14 protein-coding genes and 2 pseudogenes are annotated in these 15,795 nt (G+C 47.5%); 10 read left to right on the forward strand and 6 right to left on the reverse strand.

The features are described 5' to 3' along the window. Positions 1–30 precede the first annotated feature (30 nt). Complete coding sequence (gene argF, locus DXE27_RS01770; protein ID WP_128112659.1) at positions 31–978, reverse strand: ornithine carbamoyltransferase; 948 nt, start codon at positions 976–978, stop codon at positions 31–33. A gap of 152 nt (positions 979–1,130) precedes the next feature. Between argF and DXE27_RS01775 the strand changes: the two are divergent. Then, positions 1,131–1,447 (forward strand): annotated as a pseudogene (locus DXE27_RS01775) (DUF3579 domain-containing protein). A gap of 73 nt (positions 1,448–1,520) precedes the next feature. Here the strand turns inward: DXE27_RS01775 and rpsT are convergent. Then, the gene (rpsT, locus tag DXE27_RS01780) at positions 1,521–1,787 is read right to left on the reverse strand and encodes a 30S ribosomal protein S20 (RefSeq protein ID WP_128112660.1); all 267 of its coding nucleotides are present in this window, start codon (positions 1,785–1,787) and stop codon (positions 1,521–1,523) included. A gap of 155 nt (positions 1,788–1,942) precedes the next feature. Between rpsT and murJ the strand changes: the two genes are divergently transcribed. Together murJ and DXE27_RS01790 are read left to right on the forward strand one after the other, a co-directional pair. Next, a complete protein-coding gene (murJ, locus tag DXE27_RS01785) occupies positions 1,943–3,538 on the forward strand; it encodes a murein biosynthesis integral membrane protein MurJ (RefSeq protein ID WP_128112661.1) in 1,596 nt (531 codons plus the stop codon). Next, the gene (locus DXE27_RS01790; protein ID WP_128112662.1) at positions 3,502–4,344 is read left to right on the forward strand and encodes a SirB1 family protein; all 843 of its coding nucleotides are present in this window, start codon (positions 3,502–3,504) and stop codon (positions 4,342–4,344) included. The genes murJ and DXE27_RS01790 overlap by 37 nt, the downstream gene beginning before the upstream one ends. Positions 4,345–4,358: 14 nt before the next feature. On the opposite strand, the gene DXE27_RS01795 is transcribed toward DXE27_RS01790, so the two are convergent. Next, positions 4,359–5,003, reverse strand: a complete 645-nt coding sequence (locus DXE27_RS01795; protein WP_128112663.1) for a VTT domain-containing protein — start codon at positions 5,001–5,003, stop codon at positions 4,359–4,361. A gap of 67 nt (positions 5,004–5,070) precedes the next feature. Here DXE27_RS01795 and miaA point away from each other — a divergent pair, with 67 nt between their 5' ends. Continuing rightward, positions 5,071–6,075, forward strand: coding sequence for a tRNA (adenosine(37)-N6)-dimethylallyltransferase MiaA (gene miaA / locus DXE27_RS01800; RefSeq protein WP_128112664.1), 1,005 nt, complete (start codon positions 5,071–5,073; stop codon positions 6,073–6,075). Positions 6,076–6,100: 25 nt separating this feature from the next. Here miaA and purM read toward each other — a convergent pair whose 3' ends face one another. Further along, entirely contained in the window at positions 6,101–7,153 is a 1,053-nt protein-coding gene (gene purM, locus DXE27_RS01805) for a phosphoribosylformylglycinamidine cyclo-ligase (RefSeq protein ID WP_128112665.1), read from the reverse strand. A 73-nt stretch (positions 7,154–7,226) separates the two neighbouring features. On the opposite strand from purM, the pseudogene DXE27_RS01810 reads away from it, so the two are divergent. From DXE27_RS01810 to panB, 6 genes and pseudogenes are all read left to right on the forward strand, one after another. Beyond that, positions 7,227–8,218, forward strand: a pseudogene (locus tag DXE27_RS01810) (AI-2E family transporter). A 10-nt stretch (positions 8,219–8,228) separates the two neighbouring features. Then, on the forward strand, positions 8,229–8,984 hold the full coding sequence (gene hda, locus DXE27_RS01815; protein ID WP_128112666.1) for a DnaA regulatory inactivator Hda: 756 nt from the start codon (positions 8,229–8,231) through the stop codon (positions 8,982–8,984). Positions 8,985–9,002: 18 nt separating this feature from the next. Next, the gene (locus DXE27_RS01820) at positions 9,003–9,683 is read left to right on the forward strand and encodes a histidinol-phosphatase (protein ID WP_128112667.1); all 681 of its coding nucleotides are present in this window, start codon (positions 9,003–9,005) and stop codon (positions 9,681–9,683) included. Further along, positions 9,680–11,083 (forward strand): polynucleotide adenylyltransferase PcnB, encoded by a 1,404-nt coding sequence (pcnB, locus tag DXE27_RS01825; RefSeq protein ID WP_128112668.1) that lies wholly within the window; start codon positions 9,680–9,682, stop codon positions 11,081–11,083. The genes DXE27_RS01820 and pcnB overlap by 4 nt, the downstream gene beginning before the upstream one ends. Positions 11,084–11,135: 52 nt before the next feature. Then, positions 11,136–11,672: a 2-amino-4-hydroxy-6-hydroxymethyldihydropteridine diphosphokinase gene (gene folK / locus DXE27_RS01830; protein ID WP_172457099.1), complete on the forward strand. Its 537-nt coding sequence runs from the start codon at positions 11,136–11,138 to the stop codon at positions 11,670–11,672. Positions 11,673–11,681: 9 nt separating this feature from the next. After that, a complete protein-coding gene (gene panB, locus DXE27_RS01835; RefSeq protein ID WP_128112669.1) occupies positions 11,682–12,497 on the forward strand; it encodes a 3-methyl-2-oxobutanoate hydroxymethyltransferase in 816 nt (271 codons plus the stop codon). A gap of 26 nt (positions 12,498–12,523) precedes the next feature. Here panB and dnaJ read toward each other — a convergent pair whose 3' ends face one another. Both dnaJ and dnaK read right to left on the reverse strand, forming a co-directional pair. Beyond that, positions 12,524–13,645 (reverse strand): molecular chaperone DnaJ, encoded by a 1,122-nt coding sequence (gene dnaJ / locus DXE27_RS01840; RefSeq protein WP_128112670.1) that lies wholly within the window; start codon positions 13,643–13,645, stop codon positions 12,524–12,526. A 100-nt stretch (positions 13,646–13,745) separates the two neighbouring features. Next, entirely contained in the window at positions 13,746–15,662 is a 1,917-nt protein-coding gene (gene dnaK, locus DXE27_RS01845; RefSeq protein WP_128112671.1) for a molecular chaperone DnaK, read from the reverse strand. Positions 15,663–15,795 lie beyond the last annotated feature (133 nt).

The following is a 15,795-nucleotide window of genomic DNA, read 5'->3' on the forward strand; positions in this document are numbered from 1 at the left end:
AAAACGACTTACTAAAACCGAGCTATGAACTCAATCCAAACGACCGCAAAGTAAATACTCCATCAAAGCCTTCTGGACGTGCAAACGATTTTCTGCCTCTTCCCACACAATGCTTTGTGGGCCATCAATCACGCCAGCGGAAACCTCTTCGCCGCGGTGGGCTGGCAAGCAATGCATAAATAACGCATCCGGCTTAGCCAAAGACATCAACTCCTCATCGACCATCCAATCTTGGAACGCATTCATGCGTGAAGCATTTTCAGCTTCATATCCCATGCTGGTCCATACATCGGTCGTAACTAAGTCTGCACCCTTGCAGGCATCTTTAGGGTCGACACAAACCGTCAAGTGTTTTGCTGCTTTTGCAGTCAAACGCGCTGGATCCAATTGGTAGCCTTCTGGCGCCGAGAAGCGCAACTGAAAGTCTAAACATTCAGCTGCCTGAAACCAGGTGTAAGCCATATTGTTGGCATCACCTACCCAAGCTACCGTTTTGCCTTGGATTGGGCCACGAACCTCCACATAAGTGAAGATGTCGGCCAGCACTTGGCATGGATGAAATTCGTTCGTTAAGCCGTTGATTACGGGCACGCGAGAATTGGCTGCAAAACGCTCAATAATCTCTTGGCCAAAGGTGCGGATCATGATGATGTCCGTCATCCTTGAAATTACCTGCGCAGCATCCTCTACAGGCTCGCCACGACCTAACTGAGTATCGCGAGTGTTCAGGTATACCGCATGACCTCCAAGCTGGTGTATGCCCGCCTCGAAAGAAAGGCGCGTACGCGTGGAGTGCTTTTCGAAAATCATTGCCAAAGTGCGGTCATGCAAAGGATGCCAGGTCTCGTAGCTCTTAAATTTAGCCTTGAGCCATGCTGATCTTTTCAGCAAGTAGTCATATTCTTCGCGAGTGAGGTCAGAAAACTGCAGGTAGTGCTTTACCTGACCGGGCACTTGGGGCTTTGCCAGAGATGTCATAGTTGAGCTTTCTACTAAAGTTTTGGCTTGCATTTTTTTCTTAAAACATTCAACTGCACGAAAATGGACCCTAAAGTCATATTACGTCCACCTCAGGCTGTTAAGCTAGAAGGCTAAGCAATACTGCTTCTTAACATCATTTGTACGCCAACTTGAACCACAAAAAGCTTTTCATTCAAGGCATTACCACTTCTGGCAAACCGTTTCGGCCCAGCGATTGGGCGGAGCGTCTGTGCGGGGTGATGGCTACTTTCCGCCCTCCCGGCGATTCCGGGGACCCTCGCTTCACTTATTCGCCCTATGTCAGACCAGTGCTCTTATTGCAAAAGTGAAATGCGTTGTTATCGATACTAGGCTGGGCGACTTAGATCCAAGAGCGCTCGACTTTGTCATGAACTTTGCCAAAGACAGCAGCCTACCGATCGAAGAGGCATGTGAGTTCAACCCAACATCCCAAGCCCAGCCTTAAAAACAAAAACCCGCTCTGATGAGGAGCGGGCCTAGGTCGAAACTACTTCGACCAGCCTAAAACTAATACTGTATTACGCTGCCATCGCCTTGATAGCTGCAGACAAACGTGACTTCTGACGAGCTGCAGTGTTCTTGTGTGCAATCTTTTTGTCAGCAATCTTGTCGATTGTTGCTTGAGCGGCTGTAAATACTTTTGCAGCAGCAGCTTTGTCACCAGTTTCGATTGCTTTACGAACTGCCTTGATGGAAGTGCGAAGCTTTGAACGCAAACTGGAATTGTGTTCGTTTTGTTTTACTGCCTGGCGTGCGCGCTTGCGCGCTTGTGCTGTATTGGCCATCTTTAAACCTTGCCTCTCTATAAATTGCAAAATGCGATTAGTTAAAAATCTCGTGGACTTGCCAATTTCCCATAAGCAAGCTCACCAAAACCCAAGATTTTACCTTAAAGGGGCAAAAAAGCCCAGTCCACCCATAAATAGGTGAAAATCGGCTCATGAATCTGCTTTCTGCCGCCGCCAAGGTTAGCTCCCTGACCATGCTGTCCCGCATTACGGGGTTGCTTCGGGAGACCCTCATAGCCCGTAGTTTCGGGGCTTCCGAGTGGACGGACGCCTTTAATGTGGCTTTTAGGCTACCCAATTTACTGCGTCGATTATTTGCGGAAGGGGCCTTTTCCCAGGCTTTTGTACCGATTTTGGGGGAAATTTCCACCAAAGGGGATCAAAAACAGGCTCAAATCCTCGTAAATGCGGTCGCTACGCTCTTATTTTGGGCTTTGCTCCTCACGGTATTGGCAGGGGTTATTGGCGCCCCCTTGCTGATTTTGGCCATTGCCACAGGATTTAGCGGTGGGCCGGCCTATGAGGCCAGCGTTGTGATGACCCGCATTATGTTTCCCTATATCGGCCTGATTTCCATGGTTTCGCTATCCGCCGGCATTTTGAATACCTTCCAGCGTTTTGCCATTCCGGCCTTTACGCCGGTTTTGCTGAATTTAGCCCTCATCACCAGCGCCCCTTTCTTAGCGCCGCACTTGGATCAGCCAATTTACGCCCTCAGTAGCGGTGTTTTAGTTGGCGGCGTTTTGCAACTCGTCATTCAAATTCCAGCACTGTCTCGCTTAGGACTTTTGCCTCGTATTGGTTTATTACCCGGCGCAATCAAAAGCGCCATCGTCAATCCGGAAGCCAGACGCGTTTTAAAGTTGATGGGTCCTGCTGTATTTGCAGTTTCCATTGCCCAAATTTCATTAATCATTAATACAAACATTGCATCACGCTTGCAAGCAGGTAGCGTGTCTTGGCTTTCATACGCTGATCGCCTCATGGAATTTCCGACTGCATTACTTGGCGTTGCCTTAGGCACCGTGCTCTTGCCAAGCCTTAGCAAGGCCAATGCCAAGAATGACTTAGTGCACGCCGGTGAATTACTCATCTGGGGTTTACAGCTGACATTCTTATTAGCTGCGCCCTGTGCACTTGCGCTCTTTATTTTTGGCGAGCCACTAGCAGCCGTGCTGTACCACTACGGCAAATTCAACGCACTGGATGTACTGATGACACAACGTGCATTGGCCGCTTATGGCGTTGGCCTAATTGGATTAATTTTGGTAAAGATTTTGGCTCCAGGGTTTTATTCACGCCAAGATATTCGCACCCCAGTAAAAATTGGCTTATTCGTTTTAGTAGCCACTCAATTAGCCAACCTTGTTTTTGTTCCATGGCTTGGTCATGCCGGCCTGGCCTTATCAGTTGGCACTGGCGCATGCCTTAATGCCGCCCTTCTCTGGGTTGGCCTTCATAAGCGCGGCGCCCTGCCGAGCTCTGCTTGGCTCAAATACCTTGGGCAACTACTCTTTGCATTAATCCCTTTTTCTGCTGTCCTCATTTACGCAGCAGGCGCCCATAACTGGATTGCTTTACAAGCGGAGCCATGGCTACGTATTGGCTTATTAGCCGCATGGTTAGGCATTGCTGCAATTGTGTACTTTGGTTCCCTGGGTTTAGTGGGAATTCGCTGGCAAAAATTCTTGCGTCATGCAAAATTGCCCATATGCCAACACAACAACTCGACTATTTCACCTCCCTAGTTGCCGAAGACGAACACTTCCCTTTAGCGGAAGCAGCGATTGCTGTTGCACAACACGCATATCCTGATTTGGATGTACAGGGCGTTTTAGATCAGCTCGATCAAATGGGCAACAAACTCAAGTCACGCATTACCCCAGATACCTCACCCGTTCAGCGCCTGCAAATACTGAAGCATTTCTTTTATACCGAATTGGGCTTTGGTCCCAATCCAAATGATTTTTATGCGCCCGAAAATTCTTACTTACATTACGTACTTGAGAATCGCAGAGGCATTCCAATCTCCTTGGCTATTTTGATGATGGAGTTGGGCAATCAAATTGGTCTCAAGATTCGCGGAGTCTCATTTCCGAACCATTTCATGATGCGCATCTCATTGCAGCAAGGGGAAGTCATCATGGACCCATTAACCGGTGAATCACTCTCGAAGACTCAGCTACAAGAGATGCTTGATCCGTACTTGGATGCTAAAGGTTATCGAGGTGAGCTTAGCCTGCCGCTCAACATCTTCTTGCGTGCCTCTAGCTCAAGAGAAATTCTGTCGCGCTTTTTAAGAAACCTCAAAATGATTTACTCGGAGCATGAGCGCTGGGAGCGCCTACTGGGGATTCAAGAGCGTTTAGTGATCTTGTTGCCAGACTCCATTGAAGAAGTGCGTGATCGTGGGTTGATCTTTGCGCAACTGGAATATTTACGCTCCGCCTTAGCGGATATGCATCGCTATCTGAGCGAACTCCCTGAAGCAGAAGACGCTAGCGACATTCGCGAGCATATTGCTACGCTAGAAAGCCAAACCAAGCTGCACTAAATTTTTAGCGATCTTTAGTTTTTCTTGCGCTGAAAAATTTTATAGGCGGCTGCAAAAACAGCAGGAACGGCAGCAGCGCCAATCCCAACCAATACGATCACATTTAAATTCTGACGAATGATTGGAATATTGCCGAAGAAGTAGCCGGCAATGACCAATCCGAACACCCAAAGAGCAGCGCCAGCGATATTAAAGAATTGAAAACGGGAGAAGTTCATCTCCGACACGCCAGCAATAAAGGGCGCGAAGGTGCGAATAATTGGCAGAAAGCGCGCAAGAATAATGGTCTTGCCGCCATGCTTTTCATAAAAGGCATGGGTTTTTAATAAGGCGCCTTGATCAATCCAACGAGATGTACTGCTAAAGACGCGTTTGCCAATCCAGCGGCCAATGAAATAGTTCACAGTATTGCCTGCGACCGCGGCAACCAACAAACCAATGCATAAAGTCCAGATATTGAAATGCTCAGTAGCGCAATACGCTCCAGCAATAAATAAAAGAGAGTCGCCCGGCAAGAATGGGGCTACGACCAGGCCAGTTTCTGCAAAAACAATTGCAAATAGCAAGCCATAGGCCCAAGGTCCGTATTGTGAGATCACCACATCGAGATGTTTATCAATATGTAGCAATAAATCACTTATTTGCAAAAGGGTATCCATCAACTCGCTCTTTAACTTATGGTTTGTTGCGGATATTAACAATATTAACAGGCTCTTATAATTAGGCATGCAGACTGAACCCTACATTCAGCCTATGCATGCGCCAGAGTCAAATCCCATTCTCTGTATCGTGGGTCCCACCGGCGCAGGCAAAACTCATCTCGCTATGTCTCTGGCTGAGCATGCTAAATCTATTGGTTTAACCATTGAACTCATCAGCATGGATTCGGCACTGGTTTATCGGGGCCTAGATATTGGCAGCGCAAAACCCACAAAGGCTGAACAAGCAGCAGTTATTCATCACCTCATCGATATTTTGGAACCCACTGAAGTCTATTCAGCGGCACGCTTTGCAAAAGACGCGGCTCGCCTCTGCGTAGAAATTAGAACCCGAGGAAATATTCCAGTTGTCGTAGGTGGAACGATGTTGTATTGGCGTGCTTGGGCGCATGGGCTCTCTTCCCTGCCGCCAGCCAATCCCGAAATACGGGCACGCCTAGACGAAGAGGGTAAAGCTATTGGCTGGCCAGCAATGCATGAAAAACTTTCTCAAGTTGATCCAGAGACTGCTGCTCGCTTAAAGCCAAATGATTCTCAACGCGTACAACGCGCCCTTGAGGTTTTTGAAATCACTGGCAAGCCTATGTCAGAACTGTTGGCCGATTCGCCGAGTGAAGACGGACGTGAAGGTTCGGCGATCCCCCCTTGGATTCATCTCATATCTCTCGAACCCAGTGATCGCAAAAGACTTCATCAAAATTTAGAAAAACGTTTTGATGAAATGTTAGCTGCCGGATTTATGGATGATGTTAAAAAGCTGCGCGCTAATTCAGAATTGCATGCAGATCTCCCTGCAATACGCTCAGTAGGCTATCGCCAGGCCTGGGAATTTCTGAATGGGAAAATTAACGCAGAGGATATGCGCTACAAGGCGCTCGCTGCGACAAGACAGCTTGGAAAGCGGCAGCTCACTTGGTTGCGAGCAATTGAGGGAAGAAAAACATTTGACCCCTTCAACCCAGAAGAGTTGAAGGCAGCCCTAGATTTCTGCAAAAAGAACTTAACGAAGTGATCGTTAAGCTTTCAATCAAAGAGTCTTAGATAACGATTGTTTGTGGCGCGTCTTTCGGGCGCTCCACAACTTCACCAACTGTCCAAGCCTTAAGGCCTTGTGCGCTTAATGATTTGATTGCGGCGTCCGCCTGGTCTGGGGCAACAATCACCACCATGCCAATGCCGCAGTTAAATACACGAACCATTTCTGCATCAGCGACACCGCCCTTCATCTGCAACCAACGGAAGAGTTCTGGCATCTGCCAGCTATCGCGATGTAAAACTGCTTGAGTATTTTCTGGGAGTACACGGGGCACGTTATCTACCAAGCCACCACCGGTGATATGCGCCATTCCTTTTACATTGATTTCAGAGATCAACTTTAGCAAAGGCTTTACATAAATTTCTGTTGGCGCCATCACTACATCACCTAGTGGGCGACCACCCAAATCGTCAGTCGGCTTTGCGCCAGCACGCTCAATAATTTTTCGCACCAATGAATAGCCATTGGAGTGCGCGCCACTAGAACCGATCGCCAAAACTACATCACCAGGAACGATTGTGTTCCCTGTAATGATTTTGGATTTCTCCACGGCACCAACCGCAAAGCCAGCCAAGTCATATTCACCAGGCGGATACATACCTGGCATTTCAGCGGTCTCACCGCCAATCAATGCGCAACCAGATAATTCGCAACCTTTCGCAATGCTACCAACAACTGTGGCAGCTGTATCAACAGTTAGCTTGCCGCAAGCAAAGTAATCCAAGAAAAAGAGGGGCTCAGCGCCCTGAACCAAAATGTCATTCACACTCATGGCCACCAAATCCTGGCCAATGGTTTCATGACGATTCCACTCGAACGCCAATCTCAGCTTTGTACCAACTCCATCGGTGCCCGACACCAACACCGGCTCTTTGTAGCGCTTAGGCACCTCAAAAAGGGCTCCAAAACCACCAATTCCAGCTAAAACGCCTTCGCGCATGGTTTTCTTGGTCAGAGGCTTAATGCGGTCAACTAAATCGACGCCAGCGTCAATATCGACGCCAGCATCACGATAGGAAAGGCCTTTTGAGGAGGAATTGGTAGATGAAGTCATGTCGGAGCCGGAATATTAGTAAAAAATGCTACTTCGTCAGTAGAATCATTGAATTCTAGAGGATTGAAGCAAGATGGCCGAAATTTTTACCCCTTTTTTAACCGCATTCATTCTGGCGTATGCTCTGCGCCCTGTTTGCCTGTGGCTTGAGAGGCATCACCTACCCCGAGGGCTGGCTGCTGCCGTCTCGATGCTGATCGGTTTAGGCCTGGTTTTTTGCATATTTAGCCCCCTCATTAGCCTTCTGAGATATGAAATACCCCTAATTAAGGCTCAACTTCCCGACTGGATCGCCAACACCCACCAGGCTTGGTTGGGACCAAAACTCAGTGAATTTCACATTAATTTTGATTGGGCCACCCTAAAGGCAAGCGTCACGCACAAAATCACAGAACACATTAACGAGAATGCTGATGCGTTAATGAGCTCCACCATTGAGACGGTATTAATGTCAGGAAGCTCAGTCATCGCCGGTTTTGTAAATGCCGTGCTGATTATTTTTGTAATGATTTATTTGCTCATCGACTGGAATCATTTCTTTGGGCTAGTGAAACAATTAGTTCCAGTGCGCGCCCAAGAAACAGTACATCACTTAGCAATGCACACAGATGGTTTGCTTTCTCAATACTTAAGAGGAATGCTAATCGTGATTGCCATCACGGCAGTCTTTTACAGCGCAGGATTGAGCTTCATCGGGGTCAAGGAGCTGCTGCTTTAGGCGTCTTTACTGCACTCATGATCGTCATCCCCTACATTGGTATTACATTGGGGCTCACGCTTGCTGTTTTATCTGCGCCACTTCAATTTGGTCCTGGCACTCAAATCATCGGTGTTCTGATCTTATTTGGCATTGGCCAATTTCTTGAAGGCTTCTTCTTAACACCCCGCTTGGTGGGTGAGCGCATTGGTCTCCACCCAGTTGCCGTCCTATTTGCCCTGCTCTTGTTTGGCAAGTTATTTGGTTTCTTTGACGTATTGCTTGCGCTTCCTATCAGCGCAGTCAGCTTGGTGCTGATGAAATGCCTTTGGTCCGTTTATACGCAAAGCTCCTGGTATCAAAAATAATTTAGTTGTAATGAATACATCTCCGCTACCAAGACAATTTGCTTTAGACATAAGCCACACACCCAAAGCCAGTTTAGAAAATTATTTACCCGGGAAAGATCTTGCGCTGCTATCTGCCTTACAAGATCTACAAAAGGCCTGGACGCAACCTGGCATAGCAGCATCCTCCAATCCACTCAATCAACGCTGGATTTACTGGTGGGGACCCGAAGGTTCTGGTCGCACCCATTTACTCGAAGCAATAGGGCTTGCGGCGCAGACTACGGGGCTGGAGCATTTCAATTTAAACCCAAGTCAGCCGACCACATGGGTGAGGCTTGAAGAAAGAATGGGGGGGCTCTCGCAAGGTGATTTGCCATCTGTTATTACAGTAGATGATGTTGATCGCTTAGACGAGCGCCTGGTTGGCGCACTCTTTCGCATTCTTAATCAGGCTCAAGCCAGCAAAGCCATTCATATTTTCATGGCTGGCAATGAGGCGCCAGCCAACCTAAAACTGCGAGAAGACCTGCGCACCCGCCTTGGCTGGGGCTTAATCTTCCAAACCCAAGTTTTGGCTGATGATGAGAAAATACAGGCACTAGAGCAAGCAGCAAAGGCTCGCGGTTTGGTGTTATCGCCCGATGTTTTGCCTTGGCTGCTAAATCGCTTTTATCGAGATATGCCGAATTTAATGGCTTTGATTGATGCTTTAGATGCGTATTCATTAGAAACTAAACGTGCTGTAACCTTGCCTCTTGTTCGCGAGCTCTTGCAGCCTAAATAATTTAATTCATATTTATTCGTGACCCAGTTAGCCCTTTTCGATTTAGATCACACCCTCCTACCTTGCGATAGCGATTACGAATGGGGTCAATTTTTGGCTCGCATTGGCGTAGTGGATAGTGCGTACTATGCAAAACAAAATGAGCGCTTCTATCAAGATTACAAAGATGGCAAGCTAGATATTCATGAGTTCTTACGTTTTGCTTTAAAACCTTTGTCCGAGCATTCACGAGTCCAACTCAAAGAGTGGCATGACCAATTCATGCAAGAAGTAATTAACGGACAGCTCCGCCAAAAAGCAATGGATTTAGTTAAGCAACATCAAGATGCCGGCGACTTATGTTGCGTAGTAACAGCAACCAATAGTTTTGTTACGCGTCCAATTGTGGAGAGCTTTGGCATTGCGCATTTGATTGCCACCGAGCCCGCTACCGCCCTAAATGACCCGCTAGCCAATTACACCGGGGAAGTAAAAGGCATTCCAAATTTTCGTGAAGGCAAGATTCAGAACCTGCATGATTGGCTGGCCAATCAAAACCTCAACCTGAGCACCCTGCAAAAAAGTTACTTTTATTCCGACTCCATGAATGACCTCCCTTTACTGGAAAAGGTTAGTCACCCAGTTGCCACCAACCCAGATGATCGCCTGCGCACTGAAGCCAATAAGCGCAACTGGCCCATCCTTGAATTGTTCGCATGATTACCAAATTTATTAAACGCATTCTGCGCCGTGACCCAATGGTTAAGCACACGCAGGCAAACAATACTGGGGCACCTAAGCGCATTCCCAAAAAATCGCATCGCATCGATCCTCACTTACTTTCTAAAAATGCAGTGAAGGTTACCCACACTTTGCAGCAAGCAGGTTATGAGGCATTTATTGTGGGCGGTGCTGTACGAGATCTTGCTTTAGGTATTAGCCCAAAAGATTTTGACGTAGCCACTAACGCCACTCCAGAGCAAGTACAAAAACTCTTTCGCAAAGCTCGCCTCATTGGCCGTCGCTTTCAAATTGTTCATGTCACTTTTTTCGGCAAAGGCCACCCCGAAATTATTGAGGTATCGACCTTCAGGGCCCTGCTAGATAACGCTGGAGACCATGTAGCAGAAAGCGGTCGAATCCTGCGTGATAACGTCTGGGGCTCTCAAGGTGAGGATGCTGCAAGGCGCGACTTCACAATCAATGCAATGTATTACGACCCATCTTCCGAGACAGTCTTGGACTATCACGGTGGTATGGCGGACATGGAAAAGAAAACATTGCGCATGATTGGTGATCCTGCAAAACGCTATCGCGAAGATCCTGTTCGCATGCTCAGAGCAATTCGCTTTGCCGCAAAAACCGGCTTTAATTTAGATGATGCAACGCGTACGCCAATTGCAAAGCTGGGCAAACTATTAAATGATGTGCCATCAGCCAGGCTCTTTGATGAAATTCTCAAGCTCCTCATGTCTGGTTATTCATGGGCAGCAATACAAGGACTAAAAGATGCAGGCTTGCATCATGGTCTTCTATTGCCATTGCTAGATCACATACTCGATGATAGTGAAGCTTCTAAAGGCGCCAATAGTTTTGTCAAACTCGCCCTAGCAAACACCGATCAGCGCATTCAATCTGGAAAAAGCGTGTCAGCTGGATTCTTGTTCGCCACCCTGCTTTGGCCAGATCTTTTAAAGAACTGGAAAGGGAATATCGCCAAAGGGGCTGCCAATATTCCAGCACTGCACGATGCGATGGACGACACTATCGCCACTCAAAGCAGCGGCATGACTATTCAGCGACGCTTTGAAAGCGATATGCGTGAAATTTGGTCTATGCAGTCGCGTTTTGAAAGGCGTGTAGGTCGCTACCCCTACTGCCTAATCGAATCCCCTCGTTTTAGAGCGGGTTATGACTTTATGTTGCTTCGCTGCGCCACTGGAGAACTGAACCCTGCAATTGGCCAGTGGTGGACTGACTTCATTGAGGCCGACACAGTCGGTCAAGACGAGCTCATGGCTAGCGTCAAAAATGAATCTGGCAATAGCGCTAGCCCAACCAAGAGACGTCGTCGCAGAAAGCCAAAAGCGGCCCTGCCCCCAGAAGGTGCGGCAAGCTAAGCAGACTTAGAGAAATTTCGGTAAAGTAGCTTTATCTCTAGTTTGGAAGCATATGGCACAGGCATATATCGGATTTGGCGGCAATATTGGCGACACGCGGCAGCTTATTACTGACGCGATTGTCTGCTTAGCATTACGCTCAGAACTGCAAATCTTAGCAAAAAGTTGCTTTTACCAAAGCGCTCCTGTCGAGGCTACTGGCGGTGATTACATTAATGCCGTCATAGAAGTTGAGACTGAATTAACCCCTTATGGCCTTCTGCATGTTTGCCAAGCGATTGAGCAAGAATTTGGCCGAGAGCGCCCCTACGCAAATGCACCCCGCACCCTTGATCTCGATATCCTCTCATTCGAGGGAATTACCCAAAATGAGACTGAACTGATGCTCCCGCATCCAAAAATCATTGAGCGCTCATTTGTTCTGCTACCACTCCTAGAAATAGCGCCTGATATCTTCTTGCCAAACTGGGGTGAACTGAAGGCCTATCTCCCCAATGTTGCCCACCAAAGAATAGAAAAACTACCCCGCAGGAACTGCAATTGCGGGGAAAAGACGTTTATAGCCAATCGGCACATTAATTCACATTAAACTCTCGCCATGGGTTACTTACAAGGCGACAAGCCAATCACAATTACTAAGCTCCTCGCGATGCATGCTGAGGGTGAAAAAATTACTATGCTCACTGCATATGACTCAACCATGTCCGCATTGTTGAATCGTTGCGGAGTTGAGACCATCCTGATTGGTGACTCGTTGGGCAATGTAATCCAAGGTCATTCAAGTACAACGCCCGTTACCGTAGAACAGGTCGCATATCACACTGAGTGTGTAGTTCGCGCCAACTCCCATGCTTTTGTAATTGCCGATCTTCCCTTTGCAAGCTATGGCGACCCTGTGCAAGCATTAGATTCTGCTGCAACACTAATGCGCGCTGGTGCAGATATGGTCAAACTTGAAGGCGGCGACTGGCAAGTCGAAATCATCCGTTATTTAGTTGAACGCAGCGTTCCAGTTTGTGCGCACCTTGGACTACTCCCTCAATCAGTTCATGTATTGGGCGGCTATAAAGTTCAAGGTAAATCTAAAGATGCGGCTAGCGTCATGCTCGAGCAAGCACTTGCTTGCCAGGCAGCTGAAGCTCAAATGGTAGTACTAGAAGCCATTCCCTCTTCATTAGGGGAAAGAATTACTGAAGAGCTCTCCATTCCAACTATTGGAATTGGCGCGGGTTCCGATTGCTCCGGCCAAGTATTAGTACTGCAAGATATGCTGGGTATCAGCCCAGGCAAGCCACCCAAGTTTGTCAAAAACTTTATGGATGGTCACCAGTCCGTCGAAGCTGCTGTCAAAGCTTATGTGCGCGAAGTGAAGTCCGGCAAATTTCCCGGACCTGAGCACGGCTTCGCTGGCTGATTGCCAGCTAGCCCACTCAATCAGTACTAGCTAAAGAAACTCTTTACGCCGTCAAACCAACCCTTTTGTTGAGGGCTGTGCTTATCACCGCCAGACTTTAAGCTGTCATCAAACTTCTGCAGCAATTGTTTTTGCTCGTCAGTGAGTTTGATGGGCGTCTCAACCAACACATGCACAAAGAGGTCGCCCACCAAAGTAGAGCGCAGTCCTTTGATGCCTTTATTGCGTAAGCGGAAAGTCTTGCCAGTTTGCGTCCCTTCTGGAATTGGGAGCTCAACACGCCCAGACAGTGTAGGTACCTCGATTTCGCCGCCAATGGTTGCCGTTGCAAACGAGATTGGCATTTGCACATGCAGATCGCTACCATCACGCTCAAATACTTTATGCGGCTTAACACGCACCTCTACATAAAGATCGCCAGATGGTCCGCCATTAATTCCGGGCTCCCCATTGCCAACAGAGCGAACGCGCATGCCGTCATCAATACCCGCTGGGATTTTGATTTCCAGTGTTTTTTGTTCTTTGTGCTTTCCGCTACCATGGCAAGTTTTGCAAGGCTTCGGAATGTACTCGCCCGTACCGCGACACTTAGGACAAGTTTGCTGCATAGAGAAGAAGCCCTGCTGTACGCGAACCTGACCATGACCATTACAAGTAGTACATGTTTCAGCCTTGGATCCAGGTTCAGCACCCGTGCCATGACAGGGCTTGCAATTACTCCAGCTAGGGACACGAATTTGTGTTGTGTAACCTTCGGCAGCCTGCTCAAGGGTAATGTCCATGTTGTAGCGAAGATCAGCGCCCTTGTAGACTTGTGGGCCAGACTGGCGACCGCCACCTTGCCCAAAAATATCACCGAAGATGTCACCAAAGGCATCGGCAAAGCCGCCGCCGCCAAATCCACCACCCATTGAGGGATCAACGCCAGCATGACCATACTGATCATAAGCAGCGCGCTTGTTTGGATCGGTTAAGGTTTCGTAAGCTTCTTTAGCCTCTTTAAATTGAGCTTCGGCTATTTTGCTATCGGGGTTGCGATCAGGGTGATGCTTCATTGCCATTTTGCGATAAGCCTTTTTGAGCTCTTCATCACTGGCGCCTTTTGCTACACCAAGCACCTCATAAAAATCGCGTTTACTTTTAGGCACGGCCTATTCCTCTCAACAACCTGAATGACACAAGTCGGCACGAGGCCGACTTGTTATTTAAGTACATCAAAACTACGTTAATGAATGTCTGATTTAAGAATTACTTCTTGTCATCAACCTCTTTGAAGTCAGCGTCAACAACATCAGCATCAGGTGTAGCACCGCCAGGAGGAGCAGCACCACCGGCTTTAGCTTGCTCAGCAGCCATGACTTTTTCGCCCAGCTTCTGACTTGCTTTACCTAAAGCTTCTGTTTTTGCTTCAATCGCTTCCTTATCGCTACCTTTGATAGCCTCATCCAAATCCTTTAGAGCAGCTTCAATCGCTTCTTTTTCGGAAGCTTCTAAGCTAGCACCATGCTCTTCCAAGGCTTTCTTGGTTGAGTGAGCCAAGGCATCTGCAGTATTGCGCGCAGTTACCAACTCAAGCGCTTTTTTGTCTTCGGCAGCATTAGCTTCAGCATCCTTCACCATGCGTTGAATTTCTTCTTCAGTTAAACCTGAGTTTGCCTTGATGGTGATCTTGTTCTCTTTGCCAGTAGTTTTATCTTTTGCGGTGACATGCAAAATACCGTTGGCATCAATATCAAAAGTCACTTCAATTTGTGGCATGCCACGTTGTGCTGGAGCAATACCTTCAAGATTAAATTCACCAAGCAACTTGTTAGCAGCAGCCATCTCACGCTCACCTTGGAAGCACTTAATGGTTACGGCAGGCTGATTATCTTCTGCAGTGGAATAAACCTGTGAATGCTTGGTAGGAATTGTTGTGTTCTTAGGAATCATCTTGGTCATGACGCCGCCAAGAGTCTCGATACCCAATGACAATGGGGTAACGTCCAAGAGCAATACGTCCTTACGATCGCCAGACAATACTGAACCCTGAATTGCAGCACCAACAGCAACTGCTTCGTCTGGGTTAACGTCTTTGCGCGGCTCTTTACCAAAGATTTCTTTTACTTTATCTTGAACCGCAGGCATACGTGTTTGACCACCAACCAAAATCACGTCGTCGATATCAGCTACGTTTACGCCAGCATCTTTGATCGCAGTTAAGCAAGGACCAGCGGTACGCTTGATTAATTCCTCAACCAAAGACTCTAACTTGGCACGGGTCAACTTCAAGTTCAAATGCTTAGGACCGCTAGCATCAGCTGTCACGTAAGGCAGGTTGATTTCTGTTTGTTGAGCGGATGACAATTCAATCTTGGCTTTTTCAGCAGCGTCTTTCAAGCGTTGCAAAGCCAATACGTCTTTACTCAAATCAACGCCTTGCTCTTTCTTGAACTCAGCAATGATCCAGTCAATGATGCGTTGGTCAAAGTCTTCACCACCCAAGAAGGTATCGCCGTTGGTGGAGAGCACTTCAAACTGCTTCTCACCGTCAACGTTAGCAATTTCAATAATAGACACGTCGAATGTACCGCCGCCCAAGTCATACACAGCGATCTTGCGATCCACTTTGTCTTGCTTGTCTAAGCCAAACGCCAATGCAGCAGCAGTAGGCTCGTTGATGATGCGCTTAACATCTAAACCAGCAATACGGCCAGCATCTTTAGTTGCTTGGCGCTGGCTATCGTTAAAGTAAGCAGGAACAGTAATCACTGCTTCTGTCACTTCTTCACCGAGATAATCTTCGGCAGTTTTTTTCATCTTGCGCAAGATCTCAGCTGAAACTTGCTGTGGTGCCATTTTTTTATCACGCGCTGATACCCAAGCGTCGCCATTGTCAGCTTGAACAATTTCGTACGGCATGAGGCTAATATCTTTTTGCGCTTCAGGATCTGTAAATTTACGGCCCATCAAGCGCTTTACTGCGTAGATGGTGTTTTTAGGATTCGTCACTGATTGACGTTTTGCTGGCGCACCAACCAATACTTCGCCATCTTCAACGTAAGCGATGATAGATGGAGTTGTGCGACCGCCTTCGGCGTTCTCGACAACTTTAGGTGCATTGTTTTCTACGACTGAAACGCATGAATTCGTGGTTCCTAAGTCGATTCCGATAATCTTTCCCATAATTGCCCCAAAAAATTAAGTTGTTTGTTGTACTAATGAATATTTCGATACCCAGTAAATGGGGTCTAAAAAGGGGATTTCAAGGGGATAAACAGCAAAAAAGGCAGAAATCTGCCTTTTTTATGCTTTTTTG

This window comes from Polynucleobacter necessarius (assembly GCF_900096755.1).
Lineage (GTDB): Bacteria > Pseudomonadota > Gammaproteobacteria > Burkholderiales > Burkholderiaceae > Polynucleobacter > Polynucleobacter necessarius_K.